We start from the raw sequence: 17408 nt of genomic DNA, 5'->3' as shown, positions 1-17408 counted from the left end.
GCTAGAATCCAGAATTTTCATAAATATTTTCAACTAGCCTCAATGTATCATATGCATCTTGACTAGTGCCATTGGCAATAATTCCCACACCCTCTATTGCATCGAGAAATTCTTCAACTTCCAATCTCCATGAATCATCATTTTCAAAATAGGTGGTGGTCTCCTTTGGTTTACCCATTGCAAATGTAATATCTTCGAATTCACGCCTTCCTATAATGAGCTTTTCTGGTGCGTAGCTGCGTGTGTTGGACAGGATGCCATCCAAATTTATGTAGCCTTCTTCGAAGCACATTTCCAAAAGAAATTTATGGCTCCATTGTGTTGCACTGGAATGTAAAGTGGCAGTCACTTTTTCTTCTGATTGCATAATGGCGAACGCATTATCTTCGGCCTCAATATCCCAATAAGAAGTGGTTACAAAGCTATTAATCTTAGTGAATTTTTGTTTTGAGAAATATCTCATTAAATCCAGCATATGAATGCCCTGGTCAATTAGAATTCCTCCCCCCGAATAGTTCTTGTAGTTTCGCCAATTTTTATTGTAGTCAATACTGCCAGCTTTTCCGTAAACTCCTCTTAGCCATAATAACTTCCCCATTACGCCTGAGTCAATTATTTTTTTGGCTTCCATCACTGAATAATGATATCTGTGATTAAATCCATATTTCAGCGTTTTACCCGATTCTTTTTCAGCTAGCATGACCTCCTTCAATTCTGTTGTAGTTCGCGCAGGTGGTTTTTCACAAAAAACATGTAATCCGGAATTGAGCGCTTTTACGGTATAATCAGCCAATACATTGTTGTATGCGCAGACAAATATAGCATCCAAATCTAGCTCCAAAAGCGATTCAAATGATGAGCAGAACTTTATCTTTTCATTCAGATGTTTTGGTTTCTTTAGGTCGTAGATAGCTACCAATTTAGCTCTGGTATCATTTGCAATTTGATTTGCACGCACTTGCCCGATTTTCCCAAAACCAGCTATTCCTATCTTGATCATAATTCTTACCTACAAGTTAAATTCGCTATTGTTCATGTTTTGTATTGAATTCCTATCCCATTCGAATATGCCCATAAACTTATCTATCCATAAATGCAGGAATACTTGATGAATACATTCTACCATACCATATGTCTTTGCCGGTACGTAGAGGGAAAAAGTCGAAAGGTCTCTTGTCTTATTATCGCTTTTAAGTCCTGAAAATCCTATAGTCTGGACTTGATTCTCCTTACAATATTCCAAGGTTTTTACAATGTTAGGGCTATTTCCACTACTGCTTATTGTAACAACAATATCCTTATTTGTTGCTTTTTCAATTTTCAGGAATTCACTAAATGCTGACTCATACGAAAAATCATTGGCCAATGCGGTCAATAATGCGCTGTCGCTCAGCGAGTATGTATTTACTTTTCCATTTTTCGACCAGTCTAGTGCCATGTGATTCGCGAATGCAGCGCTTGCACCATTGCCAAGGATAAACATTCTTCCTCCATCGACTTGTATTTCTGTTGTTCTTTTGACCAACTTATCCATAAATTCAGAAAGTTCTACAACAACCCCACTTTCATTACACTCGGAAGTTTTTAGCAGTTGTGAAAATGTAGCCAAATAATTTTGTTCATATACGTTTTCCATTATCCAATAAATATTTTTTTGATGTTAATCAGGTCTTAGTTGTTTAATTTGGTAGTATTCCTTGAACCATTTAACAAAACTATCAAGTCCATCGTTTAGGGTTGTGTTTGGGTAAAAATTTACAACTGAGGACAATCTTTCAATGTCTGCAAAGGTTTCTTTTACATCTCCAGGCTGCATTGGTAGAAACTCTTTAACAGCTTTAATGCCCAGGTGTTTTTCTAGTATTTCGATAAAATCTAATAGTCTAACTGGCGTGTTATTTCCAATATTATAAACGGCAAATGGTGCTACTTGACTTATGTGTGGGCTACTATTTAAGTTTTCAACTTTTTTAGGTAAGCAATCAAGGAGGCGACTTATACTTTCAACGATATCGTCAATGAAGGTAAAGTCTCTTCCCATATCTCCATTGTTAAATACTTTGATCACCTTTCCTTCAATTATAGATTGCGCAAATTTGAAATAGGCCATATCTGGTCTTCCCCACGGCCCATATACTGTAAAAAATCTTAGACCAGTACAAGAAATATTATATAAAGAAGAGTACGAGTGAGCCATCATTTCATTCGCTTTTTTAGTTGCGGCATATAAGGAAACAGGATGGTCTGCATGGTCAGATTCAGCAAATGGTATTTTTCTATTTGCTCCATATACCGAACTAGAAGATGCAAAAATCAGGTGCTTCACTGGGAAAGCTCTACAAGCTTCAAGAATATTTATGAATCCAACCAGATTGGCATCTATATACTTATAAGGGTGATCAATGCTATAACGCACACCTGCCTGAGCTGCGAGGTTGATGACATATTCAAAATTTTCGCATTTAAAAAGTTGATCAATTTTCTCTTTATCAGTAATGGAGATTTGTAAAAAGGTAAAATTATTTATTGAGCTAAGTTGTTCTAAGCGATCATTTTTTAATTGTGTATCATAATAATCATTGAGACTATCTATACCAACAACATTAAAGCCGAGAGAACTAAACTTTCTGCTTAAATGGAAGCCGATAAACCCTGCAGCACCAGTAATGAGTATTTTTTTCATATTAATGAGTAGGGAATAAATATTTTGCCATGGAAACCGTAATTCCTGTAAAAACACCAATGAGGCAGCACAAAATTACGATCATTATTCTGTTCGGACTGCTCTTATCCTCAGGAATTCTTAAGGGTTCAAAAATGGTAAAAACCGGTGTCTCCTCCTTTAATTTAATTTTGGCTTGTTCTACTTGAGAAGCTAGCCCTTTGTACACCTCAAAGGCTACATTGTATTCATTTTCAATCCTGCGCAACTCGATCTGGGCAGTGGCTGATGATACGTTCATGTTTCGGTCGGTAACTCGAGCCATGCGAAGTTGTTGAGACTCAAATTCTGCTTTTGCGTCTTTAAAGGATTCGGTTACAAATTGTAGGTTATCTTTTGCTTTATTCGTTTTGTATTGAATCACGGCTTTCGTCACCTCTTGTTCGATTTTTTTGGCAACCTGAGCTGCTGCGTACGGATCCGGCATTTCTACTTTGATCGCAATCAATCCTGTCTCTTCTTCGATACTAAGGGCAATTCTGTCCTTAAACTTCTCAATGATTTTCCATTCCTTCTTGGATAAACGGTAGAATTCCTGTGTATTGCTTTGATCTTCGGGCAGCTTCTCTATGGTCAAAGCAGACTTGAGGACACCAGGTAGCCCAATCGTGTACTTTAAAACATACCCAAACAACGAAGGCTTAGCGATATTCTCAAAATAGTCAAACGATGTTGTTCTAAGGTCAATGCTTTCAAAGTATATAGTATCATTCATTACGTCAAGTATGAATGGTAAACTATTGACAATTTCAGGATACAACTGAGGTGAAAGCGTGCCTCCTCCGCCTGCCATGCCTCCTATGTCGATACCAGCCAATCCGGCCAAACCACCTAGGCCACCAAGGTTCGGCATAGATCCTTCCGTAGATTCTGGTAGTAGTTTACAAGAAGCTTCATATTCTACAGGACTAGTAAATGCAATGACCAGTCCTAAAATAATGAAAACACCAGTTACTTTAGCAATAAACTTACGCCCTGACCAAATGGTCTTGGCTAATTCAACCAAGTCAATTTCATCATCTTGTACTATGTGGCTTTTGTTTTCTTCTGACATAGCTTAATTAATTTACCAACCTGTCTATTACCAAAGCCAGTGTAGCTATACTTGAAGCCATCGCTACCCATGCTTGAGCAGTTAAAGGAGTCTTTTCTGGTTTACGTGGAACTACGATTTCTGCTCCTGGTTCTACTTTGGGGTATGACTTAAAGAACAGAAAACTCTTGGTTTGTGCAGATAGACCATTGGCATAAATGACGTAGGATTTAGACTTTTTAGCATCTTGGTCAAAGCCTCCAGCTGAGGCAACAAATTTCTTAAATCCATAATTGTTGTCATGCCTTACGTTACTTGGGTATAGTACCTCACCTCGGACTCGAACGGTCTGAAGTGCTCTAGGAATACTTAATATATCCCCTTCTCTGAGAATTAAATCAAACTTACCCCCTGGATCCTTCAAAACTTTGTCCAACTCAATCCCTATTGATTCTTGCTGTCTAAAAATTTGAGCACTATCTGCAAACAGTGTATCTCTCTTAAAAAGATAAGTAAGATCTTCTCTTCTAATTTTGGAAGCATCACCCCCATCGGCTTTTTTCACAATTACATTACCCTCATCATCCTCTGAAAGGAACTCAGGAGGAATATAAAATTCTGTTCTTCTAATTAAAGTAGCTCCCTTTGAATAAGCAAAATTGGTTAAGCCGCCAGATCGTTTAAGTACAGAAGAAATTCTCTCATCCTTCTGGTCGAGGGCATACATACCTGGGTATTTAACTTCTCCCTCAATTCTAATCACTTCTTGATCGTCGAAGAATGGGCTTCGTCTAATTACTACCAGGTCGAAAGGCTCTAAAGTAAACTGAGAGACTTCGCGTGAAAGGGAAAGGTTTTTGCTGATGCTAAAATTGAATATCTCAGCGGTGTTGTTAAAATCTTTGGCGCTGTCTGGGTTAATTCTACGTGCAACTTCTACAAACGACTTCGAAGCAGATTCTTTGAAGCCACCTGCTAGAAAGATAAGATTTTCAACAGTCATACCTGAGGCGTACGAAAATTTCCCAGGCCTTTGCACTTCGCCTTCAATTGTGATATGATACTCTTCTCGTAGGTCATAGATGGATTGGAATTTTACGATGTCATTATTTTCAAGAACTATTGATTCTTCCCCACTTAAAATTTTCTTAGGGTCGAAAGCAGTACTTGCGAGCGTAAAGTCAGTGTTCTGTCTGATGATGACTCCACGTTCCATAAAGACATCCCCTTTTAGACCATCAGCCTTATTGATCAGTTGCAACAAAGTCATTTCTTCACGCAGTTCATATTCTCCTGGATTCATTACTGGGCCTTCCAGCGTGACACGATCAATGAATTCATTAGTAATTTTACTTACATAGATTTCATCTCCATTCTTCATGTTGAAGTTGCCGACACTGTCTAGGTCAATGGAACGAACTGTTTTACGGTTTTTTTCTACTCTTCTTAAATTGACTACACCCCTATAGGCCTTATCCGTAAAACCACCAGAGTACAACAAAAGGTCTTCAAAGGTTTCGTCATCTAATATTTCGTAAATGGCAGGATTTTTTACTTCTCCGTCAAAAATGATACGATTGGTATAAGGTCTGACGATTACCACATCCTGATCTTGCAATGTGATATTTTCTCCTGTTCCTTCCACTAAAAATTTATAAGCATCAAGGGTTGATATCAATTCGCGCGAACGGTAAATTTCTATTTTTCTGAAGGAACCGTCTTCAGTAGGCCCACCTGCACTATACAATGCGTTAAATACAGTCCCGAATGAAGAGAGCGTGTAGGTGCCTGGCTTCTTCACTTCTCCAATCACATGTACATTTGTTGAACGAATTTGACCGAGTGTGACGTCTGCATAGGAGCCTCTCCCTATGGTGCTGTAAATCTTTTTTAGCCTTGAGATGACTTTCGATTTTAAGGCTTCAACCGTGAGACCTGATACATAAATTGGGCCTAGATTTGGTACTCGAATAGAGCCTTCTGGTGAAACCATCAGCTGATAAGTTTGTTCGGAGGCTCCCCAAATATCAATGATCATTTCATCTCCAGGGCCAACTACATAATTCTTGGGAGTTGGCATATTTAGTCCTGGCTCAAAAGTTAGGGTGCTATTTTTGAAAAATTCAAGTCCAAAAACTTTAAGCCCTTCATCTTCTACTTCTGTAGAATCTCCCAATAGATTAAAAAACGGATCGTTTGGATCTAAATCAAATCCTGCTTCTTTATCAAGTTCCTTTTTTTGCTGAAGTTTAGACTGTCTTAAATTTGTTAGTGTGGAATTTTGCTCATTTGAAGTTTTGCCTGAACGAACTTGCATGATTCTAGCTCTCAGCTTTTGAATTTGAAGTTCACTCATTCCGCGTGACTTCGCCATCATGATTAGCTGATCCTCGGTGTAGCCACTCTCCTCAACTTTAGTTATGAACTTCTGGATTTGAGCATCAGATAAGTCATCAATATTGATACTCGCAATATTGTTCACGTTAAGCTCTTGTTGAGCGAATAATGTATTATAGCCAGAGAAAAAAAATGTTAGCACTAGGACTAACAAAATGAAAGAATTATTTTTCATAAACAGCACAAATTTTGCGCAAACTTAGTGAAATCTACATTGTGATGCTACCGCTAACAAGAAAATGTGGGTTCAGTAAGTTAGGTTTATTGTAGTGAACGGATTGATTGCTTTCTTTTATTGAGACCGTACCTCCTGCTTCTGTAACGATGGCATGTGCAGCGGCAGTATCCCATTCCATAGTTGGTGCGAAACGAGGGTAAAGATCAGCCAATCCTTCTGCTACAGCTAGCAATTTCAATGAACTTCCCATACTTACAATTTCAGGGTTACTAAACTGGCTCATAAATTTCTCTGTATCTTCATTCAGGTGTGATCTGGAAGCAACAATTTTCATTCCTTTTTCTGATAACTTTTTACCATTAACCTTTAACCTTTGACTCCCTTCTTCGGAGATCACAAATGAACCTTCACCTTCCGAAGCATAGTATAACTTTCGAGTCACAGGCACCTGCACCACACCGAGTATAGGTTGGTTTTTATGGATAAGAGCAATATTGACTGTAAACTCGCCATTCCTTTTGATGAATTCTTTAGTGCCATCCAAAGGATCAATCATCCAGAAATATTCCCAGTCTTTTCGTTCTTCATATGAAATATCTCGACCTTCTTCGCTCAATATTGGCAAGTTGGTTTTTTCTAATTCAGCAACAATTGCCAAATGTGCGGCTCGATCTGCTTTTGTTAAGGGAGAGTTATCCGCTTTTGCTTCTATTGAAAAATCGCCACTTTCATAAATCTTGAGAATTTCTTGTGCGGCTTTTTTGGCAGCTATCTTGGCTACTTCAAGTTGTGGTTGTAAATCCATTGTAACATTAACTTTTAACCGTTGACCTTTAACTTATGATTTTCGAACCAATTCGTATTTGGTTGAATTCAACGGTTAATGTTAAAGGTTAGTGTTTTTTTAAACAATCATTCCTGCAGCTACAGTTTCATTAGTAGCTTCATCTACAAGAATTAGACTTCCTGTTATTCTATTTTTCTTGTAAGAGTCTGCCAGCAATGGCTTGGTTGTTCGCAATTTCATTTTACAAATGTCATTCGCTTTGATCTCCTTATCTTCTTCGTTTCTATGAAGCGTACTAATGTCGAGTTTATAGCAGATTTCTTTGATCATCGTCTTAGTTTCAGCTGTAGTGTGTCTAAGGATGTATTTTGCTCTAGGTCTTGGTCCTTGAGGATTTAGCCAGCAGATCATAGCCTCGATATCCTGAATGGGTTCAGGCTTATTATTTGTTCGAACAATCATGTCTCCGCGTCCAATATCAATTTCATCTTCTAGTTGAATGGAAACAGACATTGGAGCAAAAGCTTCTTCCAGTTCACCATTGAATGTATCAATAGATTTAATTTTTGAACTGAAGCCAGAAGGAATAACTGTTACCTCATCACCTGGTTTGAATACGCCACTGGCAATTCGTCCTGCATATCCGCGATAATCATGATACTTGTCATTTTTTGGTCGAATGACTGTTTGTACTGGGAACCTACAATCGATATGATTGTGATCACTTCCTATATGGATGTTTTCTAAGGTATAAAGAAGAGTAGATCCCTCATACCAAGACATATTCTCACTTCTATTCACCACATTGTCACCATTCAAAGCTGAGATGGGAATGAAGCGGATATCTTTTACTTCCAACTTAGATGCGAATGCCTCATATTCCTCTTTGATTTTTCCAAAGACTTCTTGACTGTAATCGACTAAGTCCATCTTGTTGACACAAACAACCACATGGGGGATTTGTAAAAGCGAAGCAATGATTGAGTGCCTTTGTGTTTGTTCGATCACACCTTTTCGAGCATCTACTAATAGTAAAGCACAGTTAGCTGTAGAAGCACCTGTCACCATATTCCGTGTATATTGAATATGGCCGGGGGTGTCGGCAATAATAAATTTTCTTTTAGGTGTTGCAAAGTATCTATAGGCGACATCAATGGTAATCCCTTGTTCGCGCTCGTCTTTTAGTCCATCCGTAAGCAAGGCCAAGTCTGTATGTTCTAACCCCTTTCTTTCACTGGATTTAGCCACTTGATCCATTTGATCTTCAAAGATCGATTTTGAATCATAGAGTAAGCGACCAATCAATGTGCTCTTACCATCGTCTACACTACCTGCTGTAGTAAAACGAAGAAGTTCCATGTCGAGGTAGCCTTTGTTGTCGTGGGGAGTGATATTATTCTGTTCTGTCATAATTTGCAGAGTTTTTCAATTTTCATGTTCAACCGTAACTATTGACCATTAGCTATTAACTTATTTCTTTAGTGAATTACGCAATCCGTTCAATTGTTTACATATTTCATTCAACTCAGGTATGGTCTTATCAAAAACTTCTTTATCTAAATAGGCTAATTTTTCAGCCACTATCATATGTGTTTTTAACTCGAAGGCCGACCCCAAAGAAATTTCAATAAATCTTGAGAATTCTTTTTCAGAAGTTCTGCTGGCTCCTTCAGCAATATTAGAAGAAATCGATACCGAAGCTCGTCTCATTTGGGAAATTAATCCATACTTCTCATCAGAAGGGAATGATTTAGTCAGTGTATAAATTTTAACCGTAAATTCTACAGCATCAGTCCAAACTTGATATTTAGTATAATCCCTCACTTTAGTTAATGGTCAATGTTAAGAGTTCTTGTTAATTCTCTAAAAATATCCTTGTTTTTTTCTGTCTTCCATTGAAGTTTCCGATCGCTTGTCATCTTCTCGATTGCCCCGTTCAGTTTGTCTAGCTGAAGCGACTTCATCAACAATTTTTTCAAGCGTATCCGCATCAGACTCATCACCACCAGTGATAGTTATATCTCCTAATGTTCTGAATCTAATCTTCTTAGTTACTATTTCTTCGTCTTCTGCTATCTGTATATAATCTGAAACAGGCAACCAAGTGTTGTTTCTTCTAATGACTTGTCTTTCGTGTGCGAAATAGAGACTAGGAAGTGCAATGTTTTCTGATAGAATATATTGCCAGACATCCATCTCTGTCCAGTTGCTCAATGGGAAAACTCTGAAATTTTCTCCTTGGTGACATCTGCCGTTGAAAATATTCCAAAGCTCAGGCCTTTGATTTTTTGGATCCCATTGTCCAAATTCATCACGATGAGAGAAGAAGCGCTCTTTTGCTCTGGCTTTTTCCTCATCACGTCTTGCACCACCAATACAAGCATCAAATCCATATTCTTCTATTGTGTCTAAAAGAGTAACTGTTTGAATGGCATTTCGATTTGCATTTTTTCCTTTTTCTTCCGCGGCGGCTCCATCATCTATAGACTTTTGAACTGATCCTACAATGAGTTTTACGCCGAGCTCTTCCACGTATTTATTTCTAAAGTCCATAGTCTCTGGAAAATTGTGGCCCGTATCTACATGAACGAATGGAAAGGGGATTTTTGAGGGAAAAAATGCTTTTCTTGCCAAATGAGCCACGCAAATTGAATCTTTGCCGCCTGAGAATAAGATGGCAGGGTTCTCGAATTGTGCAAAAACCTCCCTTAGGATATATATTGCCTCCGCTTCAAGTTCTTTGATGTGTGTGAGATTATAGTTTGACATAGTTTAACTAATCATTTATTTAATTGTCAGTAGACTGAAGACCTAAGTCAGGAGTCTATGTACATCTTATTCATTTAATATTCTTTTTGAAAGCAATCATCATGTTCATTAAATTGAATGAATCGCTGTAATATTTTTCAAATTCTACATCGGAAATATATTTTCTTCTTTGTGCTTTGTGTAAACATGTAACTACTTCGGCTAACGATCTAATCGAATAACTCATGAATTTCCTAAACTCAGCATTAGATTGACCGATTGAACCTTCTGAAATATTCAAAGCAATAGAGTCAACCGCTCTGCAAATTTGTGAAGAAAGATTGAATTTTTCCTTTGTAGGAAAGGCTTCGGATAACACATTTAGTTCCTCTCCCAAATCCATGGCTTTTTGCCAAATCAACAACGTTTCAAATTTGAACTTCATGGCTTTAGTCTTCCAGCTTCTGACTCCAGACTTCTGACTTTTCTTATTTTTCCAATAACAATGTCATATATACGTTGAACGCCTTCTTCAATAGAAATTTGATGAGAGCGCACTTCTATATCAGCTGATGTGGGTTCTTCAAAGGGTGAATCAATTCCTGTGAAATTTTTAATTTTACCTTCACGAGCTTTTTGATATAGCCCTTTTACATCTCTTTTTTCACATTCCTCTAGTGGGCAATTAACAAATACTTCTACGTAGTTGTCACCCATCATTTTGCGAACCTTATCACGCTCTTCTTTGAATGGAGTGATGAAGGCCGTGAGCACCACTGTACCAGCGTCAACAAATAAATTAGACACCTCAGTAATTCTCCTAAGATTTTCTTTTCGACTATCGTCTGAAAAATCCAAATCTCTATTAAGTCCACTCCGAATATTATCACCGTCTAAAATGTAAGTATTAATTCCTTCATTGAAAAGACGTGTTTCTAGCCCACTAGCGAGTGTTGATTTCCCAGATCCTGAAAGTCCAACAAACCATATCAAAATGGGGCGATAGCCTAACCTTTTGATTCTATCAGCCTGCTTGACGGTGTGATCATGTGGGATTATATTTTTAGTCATGGTGTTGATTCTTTTTGTCTATCATCCAACCCAAGATTTATCCTATACCAGAACTCTTCATGTGCGTAATAAAATGCCATTTTAAGAATGGATTCTATTAATGCTATCCAAGTCGCTTTTTCAAGTGCATCATCATGTCCTCCGAAAAGCAACAACGCTAGTATAAAAGTAGTGCCGGAAGCAATGATACGCCAAGTTAAGGCTTTGGCTATGTGTCTCATTTTTGAATTGAGATTTGTGCTTAGCTTAAACCAAATTCTTTCATGAAAGTAATAGATGACGATTTTAACTGAGGTTTCTATAGCAGTCAGCCAAGAAGCCATCGCTAGTTCTGCCTTACCAAAAAAGGCTAAAGTAAGAGAAAAAGTTGTCGCAGATGCGATGATGCGCCAAGTAACTGATTTTGTGATATGTCTGACCCTACTGTCCATGATTGTCGAAATATTAGATAAGAATTATTGAAAAACGCACTCGATCTTACATCGAGCAATAGACAAAACTTCAACAGCAAGTAGTTGATTGGTGTGTTTTGTATGTAAATAGTGTTTTCAATATCCTATCTGTAGGGTTAAATGAGGCGCAAACTTAGTCACAAAAGTTAAATGGAAAAGCATCTTGACCTAAAAACTATAAGGAATCATCAGAAATACCTGATGGCAGAATGCCTTTCACATCGTAGATTACGGAATTCTTACTTATGTCACTCCAATTGATAGTTTGAAATTCATCATGTGCCACAGCAAGTATGTAAGCGGAATAGTCAGGGGTTATTTCTTGGATCAGATCATATCCGTATTCAATTTTTACTTCCTGTGCATTTGCTAGAGGGTCATGAACAGAGACTTGAACATTGTATTGTTCTAATTCTTTTGCGATGTCAATAACTTTAGTGTTTCTTATGTCTGGGCAATTTTCTTTGAAAGTCAAACCAAGTATTAAAACTTTTGAATTGACTATTTCTAGTTCTTTGCTTGCCATCAACTTAAGCACCTCTTGAGCTACGTGCTTTCCCATGTTGTCATTAATTCTTCTACCAGCAAGAATGACCTCTGGCAAATATCCTACATTCTCTGCCTTATGAGTAAGGTAATATGGATCTACACCTATACAATGACCTCCAACTAAGCCAGGCTTGAATGGTAGAAAATTCCATTTAGTTGCGGCTGCTTCAAGTACTTCATGTGTGTTGATTCCAAGTCTGCTAAATATCAGTGCCAATTCATTCACAAAGGCAATGTTGATATCACGTTGGGCATTTTCGATCACCTTGGCAGCTTCTGCCACTTGAATGGAAGATGCTTTGTGCGTACCTGCAGTAATAATAGAAGCATAAAACTTGTCGACAGTATTGGCGATTTTTACAGTGCTTCCGCTGGTCACCTTTAGAATATCCTTTACTCCTCTATCTTTATCGCCTGGGTTTATCCTCTCTGGAGAATAGCCACAATAGAATTCTTTATTAAATGTTAAACCTGAAACCTCCTCAAGCACTGGAACACATTCGTCCTCAGTACACCCAGGAAATACTGTAGATTCATAAACTACGATATCGTCCTTTTTGAGGTATTTGCCAATAAGGCCTGAGGCTCGCTTCAGTAAGGATAAGTCAGGATTATTATTTTGGTCTATTGGAGTAGGAACCGTAACAATATAGAAATTTGCATGAGCTAAATCTTGTGCTTCACTGGTGAAATTCAAATTTGGACTAGAAGCCAAAGCTGACGATTCTACCTCATTCGTTCTATCAAAGCCAGTGTTTAGCTCTTCTATTCTTTTTGCATTGATATCAAAGCCAGTAACATTGTATTTTTCAGCGGCAGCAATGGCTAAGGGCAAACCCACATATCCAAGACCAATAATTGCTACTTTATGTTCCATAGAAACTAACCTTTTACCTTTTTTATAAAGTAATCTAGTGTTGGCTTTAACCCTTCGCTTCTGGAAAATTTAGGTTCCCAATCCAAGACTTCTTTTGCTTTATTAATATTTGGTTGACGCTGTTTAGGGTCATCTTTTGGCAAAGGCTTATAAGCAATTTTTGATTTGCTACCTGTAAGCTTCAATATTTCTTCAGCAAACTGATTAATTGTAATTTCGCTTGGGTTGCCAACATTGATTGGGTCAGCACAATCACTCAATAGTAGACGATAAATACCTTCAACCAAATCATCTACATAACAAAATGAACGGGTTTGTGAGCCATCTCCGAATGCTGTTAAATCTTCACCTCTCAATGCCTGACCAATGAAAGCAGGCAATACCCTACCATCATCCAATCGCATTCTTGGACCGTAAGTGTTGAAAATCCTCACGATTCTTGTTTCAACCCCATGAAATGTATGATAAGCCATGGTCATAGCTTCTTGAAATCTTTTCGCTTCATCATAAACCCCTCTTGGGCCCACAGGATTCACATTGCCCCAATAATCTTCCGTTTGAGGGTGTACCAGAGGATCTCCATAAACTTCGGAAGTCGAAGCAATTAGCATTCTTGCTTTTTTCGCCTTTGCTAAACCTAAGAGGTTGTGTGTGCCCAATGACCCAACCTTTAATGTCTGAATAGGCATTTTGAGATAGTCAATTGGACTGGCAGGTGAAGCAAAATGCATGATATAGTCTAAGTCACCAGAAACATGAACAAACTTAGAAACATCATGATTATAAAACTCGAAGTCATCGCGATGAAACAAGTGCTCGATATTGTCTAGAGATCCTGTTATCAGATTATCCATGGCTATCACATGGCATCCTTCTTTCAAAAATCTATCGCAAAGATGCGAGCCAAGGAATCCGGCTCCTCCAGTAATTAATACTCTTTTTTTAGTCATTGTATTTAAAATTCTAAAATGGCACTTTTGAATGCGCCATATTTTTTGTCTCTGTCGGATAAAATAATTTCATTTTTATCTAACAGCCAGTCAATTTTTAGCTCTTGGTCATCATGGCAAATGCCATCTTCATATTGAGGTGCATAGAAATTATCAATTGCGTAAAAAATTTCGGCTTCTTCTGAAAGCACTAGAAAACCGTGAGCAAATCCCTTGGGAACGTAAAGTTGGTTTTTTTTACTTTCAGATAGTATCATAGAATAATGTTGGCCAAATGTAGGTGAATCCTTTCTGACATCGATAATGACATCTTGAATTTCTCCTTTTGTAGCCGTAACCAATTTGGCCTGCGCGTGAGGCGCAACTTGAAAATGCATTCCTCTTAGGACTCCTTTGGTAGATTTTGAGGCATTAAACTGTACGGGTTGAAATGATACGCCTGTTTCTTTTTTAAATCCTTCCTGATTAAACCACTCAAAAAAGTATCCGCGATTGTCTATATGTATCTTAGGACTTATTTGAAATGCGCCTGACAATGGGAGTGCTTCTATTTTCATTTTATTTCAATAAATTTAAAAGGTACTCCCCATAACCGCTCTTGACCAATGAAGAGGCAACTTTTTCCAGTTGACCAGAATCAATGTATTTCATTTTGAATGCAACTTCCTCAATGCATCCAATTTTCAGGCCTTGTCGCTCTTCAATGATTTGCACAAAAGAACTTGCCTCGTTTAGTGAGGAAAAAGTCCCAGTATCCAGCCAGGCTGTTCCGCGATCCAAGATTTGAACACTTAATTTTTTTAGTTTAAGATATTGATTGTTCACTTCAGTGATTTCCAGTTCTCCTCTGGCACTTGGCTTGATGGACTCGCTGATTTGGATCACTTGATTGTCATAGAAATAAAGACCAGGAACAGCATAGTTTGACTTGGGTTTATCTGGTTTTTCTTCAATCGAGAGTGCCTGATGTAACTGATCAAATTCAACTACGCCATATCTTTCTGGATCTTGCACATGATAGGCAAATACAATGCCTCCATTAGGGTCAATACATTGCTGTAGTTTTTTCGATATGCCCGAGGCGTAAAAAATGTTATCTCCTAAAATTAAGGCAACTTTATCTTTGCCAATAAACTTCTTTCCTATCAAAAAAGCCTGAGCAAGTCCCTCTGGCTTTTCTTGAATGGCATATTGAAAGTTGCATCCAATTTGACTACCATCTCCCAAAAGCATTTCGAACATGGGTAAATCTCTTGGGGTAGATATGATAAGAATATCTCTGATTCCAGCAAGCATCAGAGTAGAAAGCGGATAGTATATCATTGGCTTATCAAACACGGGCAATATCTGTTTGCTTACAGCCACTGTCAATGGGTGCAGTCGAGTGCCAGAACCTCCCGCCAAAATGATACCTTTCATAGTTTATTTATGCTAGTAGAGTAATTGTGCCATTTCTAGCAATCCGTATTTTTCAGTGTGATAACAGCTGTACATCCATTAGTAAGAAGCAAATCTATGGTCATGGTAGATTCAGATACATTAGAGATCGGAAGGTTGTAAGCATCACCACCTGTAGGTTTTAATCTTATCACGCTATTCTTGGCTTCGTATTCACCTGATTCGTTATTAGGACTGGCTTCAAAATTGGCTGTAAGAGTATAAGAACCATCTCGTCCAAGCTCGAACTGAATACAGGAAAAACATTGATCCAGATTATTAACACAATTGAGCCCTCCGTTATTCAGTGGATCATCACAGTCTTCTCGAACGATATTAGTTCCAAGCCAGGTTCCCAATATGACACTTTCGGTACTATCTTCTCCACAACTGATCAAAATAAATTGACTAACCAAGATCAGCCCTAGCAAATAACGTTTCATATCTTTTGTTCAAGGAAGGTTAAATAATGAATAGCCAAAATTAGGTATTACAATATTAAAAGGGAATTAATCCTCAATGATTACACCACTGGCAACAAAATTATATTCAGTTTTTGGCGTCGTAATGGAATTAATATACTCTTCTGACTCACCTGCATCTTGAGCATAATGGCGTAGTTCGTCAACAGACGTCTCTTGTTTCACGCAATACCCATTTACAATTGCGGTTTTTCCTTCTGCCCCAGATTTAGGCACAAAAAAACCATAGTCTTTAAATGTAACGCGCATCGAATGATCATTATTTGCTTTTAGCTGCATCCAACATCCCTTTACTGCACATGTTTTTTCTATTTCACCTTTAATGGTCACCATAACTGAATCTGGTGCACTGGTTAGAGAAGCAAAAGTGGACAGGTCTGTAACTGTAGTTTGGTCAAAACTCTCTCCGTAGGTCTGAAAGTTTTGAGGCTCTTGTGTTGCATTCTTCTTGCCACAGGCAAACAGGGAAATACATAAAATGGAAATTATGACAATATTTTTCATTGGAGTTTGGATTTGAGTTGCATGATTCGATTGTAGGATTCTTTGATTCGGGATTCTGAGATATCTCCATCAGCTACAAATTTACTGATGATAGCATGGATTTGCGAAGGAGTTCTTCTTTCATTTCCAGGTACGTTATTACAAAATAACATCACATCCACTCCAGCATTGATAGCCATCTTAATAGACTCTTCAAACCCGTAATTTTTTGAAATAGCGTGCATTTGCATGTCATCTGTAAACACAACACCTTGATAGCCTAATATGTCTCTCAGGATATTACTTATAATATATGGAGATAGGGTAGCAGGCAGCTTGGATGGATCTAAATGTTCATTCACAATGTGAGCAGTCATGATTCCGTCTACCCGCCCCGAGTCTAGCAACCATTTGTAGGGCATAAGTTCTGAGAATTGCCAAGTGTTGCTGACATCAGCCACTCCTAAATGTGAATCATTCTGTGAACTGCCGTGACCCGGGAAGTGTTTGATTACTGTCAATACGTTGTGGTCTCTGTGTATATCAATTACTTTTTGTGCATGACTGGCTACAAGTTTGGGATCACTTGAATAACTTCTGCCTAATTGGGCAATCACAGGATTTGCGGGATTGATAGCGACATCCACATCTGGCGCATAGTTCACGTTAAAACCATATTCGTTTAGTGTTGATGCCGTGTTATTGGCATAGAATCCTGTCGTATCCAGATTATTCAGTTTACCCAAGTCTCCAGCCTGTTTCGTGGCAGGGAATCCATACTTAGTTTTGAGCCTATTTACCCTACCCCCCTCTTCATCTATGCTTATAAAAAGAGGAATATTTGCAACCGCTTTGAGCATCTCAATTGTTCGTTTGAGTTGCTTTTTCGGATGTTCTGCATTGATATTTTTTTCAAATAGAATGACACCACCAACTTTACCAGTTTTTATTTCATCCAAAATTTCTGCGTCTTTCGGCATGTAGGAAAAATCCCCAATCCCGGTCAGAATCATCTGACCAATCATAATATCGAGACTCACAGTGTCTTGACTATCTGCTTCGACTTGTGCAAAAGCAAGTGTATCAGACAGAAACAAAATGAGGAGCGCAAAAACTTTATTCATATTTTCAAGGTAAAATTTGGATGCAATATAAGTAAGTAATTCTGTTTACTTTTGCAGGCACTTTGCCTAATGGCACATTTAATGCCACTTTTTGGTGCTTTGAAATTATAACAGTACA

The 17408-nt window shown here is 38.0% G+C and carries 19 protein-coding genes; all 19 read right to left on the bottom strand.

Annotated elements, in window-relative coordinates:
* Position 1: 1 nt before the first annotated feature.
* The gene (locus tag B9A58_RS09625; protein WP_084372638.1) at positions 2 to 1000 is read right to left on the bottom strand and encodes a Gfo/Idh/MocA family protein; all 999 of its coding nucleotides are present in this window, start codon (positions 998 to 1000) and stop codon (positions 2 to 4) included.
* A gap of 9 nt (positions 1001 to 1009) precedes the next feature.
* On the bottom strand, positions 1010 to 1636 hold the full coding sequence (locus tag B9A58_RS09620; RefSeq protein WP_084372637.1) for an SIS domain-containing protein: 627 nt from the start codon (positions 1634 to 1636) through the stop codon (positions 1010 to 1012).
* Positions 1637 to 1660: 24 nt separating this feature from the next.
* Positions 1661 to 2683, bottom strand: a complete 1023-nt coding sequence (locus B9A58_RS09615; RefSeq protein WP_084372636.1) for an SDR family NAD(P)-dependent oxidoreductase — start codon at positions 2681 to 2683, stop codon at positions 1661 to 1663.
* 1 nt (position 2684) lies between these two features.
* On the bottom strand, positions 2685 to 3776 hold the full coding sequence (locus tag B9A58_RS09610; RefSeq protein ID WP_084372635.1) for a Wzz/FepE/Etk N-terminal domain-containing protein: 1092 nt from the start codon (positions 3774 to 3776) through the stop codon (positions 2685 to 2687).
* A 7-nt stretch (positions 3777 to 3783) separates the two neighbouring features.
* Positions 3784 to 6327, bottom strand: a complete 2544-nt coding sequence (locus B9A58_RS09605) for an SLBB domain-containing protein (RefSeq protein ID WP_084372634.1) — start codon at positions 6325 to 6327, stop codon at positions 3784 to 3786.
* Positions 6328 to 6361: 34 nt separating this feature from the next.
* Positions 6362 to 7135 (bottom strand): 3'(2'),5'-bisphosphate nucleotidase CysQ, encoded by a 774-nt coding sequence (gene cysQ, locus B9A58_RS09600; protein WP_084372633.1) that lies wholly within the window; start codon positions 7133 to 7135, stop codon positions 6362 to 6364.
* A gap of 99 nt (positions 7136 to 7234) precedes the next feature.
* Positions 7235 to 8527 (bottom strand): sulfate adenylyltransferase subunit 1, encoded by a 1293-nt coding sequence (locus B9A58_RS09595; RefSeq protein ID WP_139793819.1) that lies wholly within the window; start codon positions 8525 to 8527, stop codon positions 7235 to 7237.
* A 60-nt stretch (positions 8528 to 8587) separates the two neighbouring features.
* On the bottom strand, positions 8588 to 8941 hold the full coding sequence (locus B9A58_RS09590) for a four helix bundle protein (RefSeq protein ID WP_084372632.1): 354 nt from the start codon (positions 8939 to 8941) through the stop codon (positions 8588 to 8590).
* Positions 8942 to 8980: 39 nt separating this feature from the next.
* Positions 8981 to 9886: a sulfate adenylyltransferase subunit CysD gene (gene cysD / locus B9A58_RS09585; RefSeq protein ID WP_084372631.1), complete on the bottom strand. Its 906-nt coding sequence runs from the start codon at positions 9884 to 9886 to the stop codon at positions 8981 to 8983.
* Between the two features lie 70 nt (positions 9887 to 9956).
* Positions 9957 to 10310 (bottom strand): four helix bundle protein, encoded by a 354-nt coding sequence (locus B9A58_RS09580; RefSeq protein ID WP_084372630.1) that lies wholly within the window; start codon positions 10308 to 10310, stop codon positions 9957 to 9959.
* A complete protein-coding gene (gene cysC, locus B9A58_RS09575; protein WP_084372629.1) occupies positions 10307 to 10936 on the bottom strand; it encodes an adenylyl-sulfate kinase in 630 nt (209 codons plus the stop codon). The genes B9A58_RS09580 and cysC overlap by 4 nt, the downstream gene beginning before the upstream one ends.
* Entirely contained in the window at positions 10933 to 11367 is a 435-nt protein-coding gene (locus B9A58_RS09570) for a DUF2061 domain-containing protein (protein WP_084372628.1), read from the bottom strand. The genes cysC and B9A58_RS09570 overlap by 4 nt, the downstream gene beginning before the upstream one ends.
* A gap of 196 nt (positions 11368 to 11563) precedes the next feature.
* Positions 11564 to 12814, bottom strand: a complete 1251-nt coding sequence (locus B9A58_RS09565; RefSeq protein WP_084372627.1) for a nucleotide sugar dehydrogenase — start codon at positions 12812 to 12814, stop codon at positions 11564 to 11566.
* A 5-nt stretch (positions 12815 to 12819) separates the two neighbouring features.
* Positions 12820 to 13764, bottom strand: a complete 945-nt coding sequence (locus B9A58_RS09560) for a UDP-glucuronic acid decarboxylase family protein (protein ID WP_084372626.1) — start codon at positions 13762 to 13764, stop codon at positions 12820 to 12822.
* 5 nt (positions 13765 to 13769) lie between these two features.
* Complete coding sequence (rfbC, locus tag B9A58_RS09555) at positions 13770 to 14321, bottom strand: dTDP-4-dehydrorhamnose 3,5-epimerase (RefSeq protein WP_084372625.1); 552 nt, start codon at positions 14319 to 14321, stop codon at positions 13770 to 13772.
* 1 nt (position 14322) lies between these two features.
* Complete coding sequence (gene rfbA, locus B9A58_RS09550; RefSeq protein ID WP_084372624.1) at positions 14323 to 15183, bottom strand: glucose-1-phosphate thymidylyltransferase RfbA; 861 nt, start codon at positions 15181 to 15183, stop codon at positions 14323 to 14325.
* Positions 15184 to 15218: 35 nt separating this feature from the next.
* Positions 15219 to 15644 carry a lipocalin-like domain-containing protein gene (locus B9A58_RS09545; protein WP_084372623.1) on the bottom strand — a complete coding sequence of 142 codons (426 nt, stop codon included), beginning with the start codon at positions 15642 to 15644 and terminating at the stop codon, positions 15219 to 15221.
* Positions 15645 to 15710: 66 nt separating this feature from the next.
* Entirely contained in the window at positions 15711 to 16187 is a 477-nt protein-coding gene (locus B9A58_RS09540) for a DUF4920 domain-containing protein (protein WP_084372622.1), read from the bottom strand.
* On the bottom strand, positions 16184 to 17290 hold the full coding sequence (locus B9A58_RS09535) for a glycoside hydrolase family 3 protein (RefSeq protein ID WP_084372621.1): 1107 nt from the start codon (positions 17288 to 17290) through the stop codon (positions 16184 to 16186). Before B9A58_RS09535 ends, B9A58_RS09540 begins: the two co-directional genes overlap by 4 nt.
* Positions 17291 to 17408 lie beyond the last annotated feature (118 nt).

The organism is Reichenbachiella faecimaris, from assembly GCF_900176375.1.
Taxonomy (GTDB): Bacteria; Bacteroidota; Bacteroidia; order Cytophagales; family Cyclobacteriaceae; genus Reichenbachiella; species Reichenbachiella faecimaris.
This window is presented reverse-complemented; position numbering and strand designations above follow the sequence as displayed.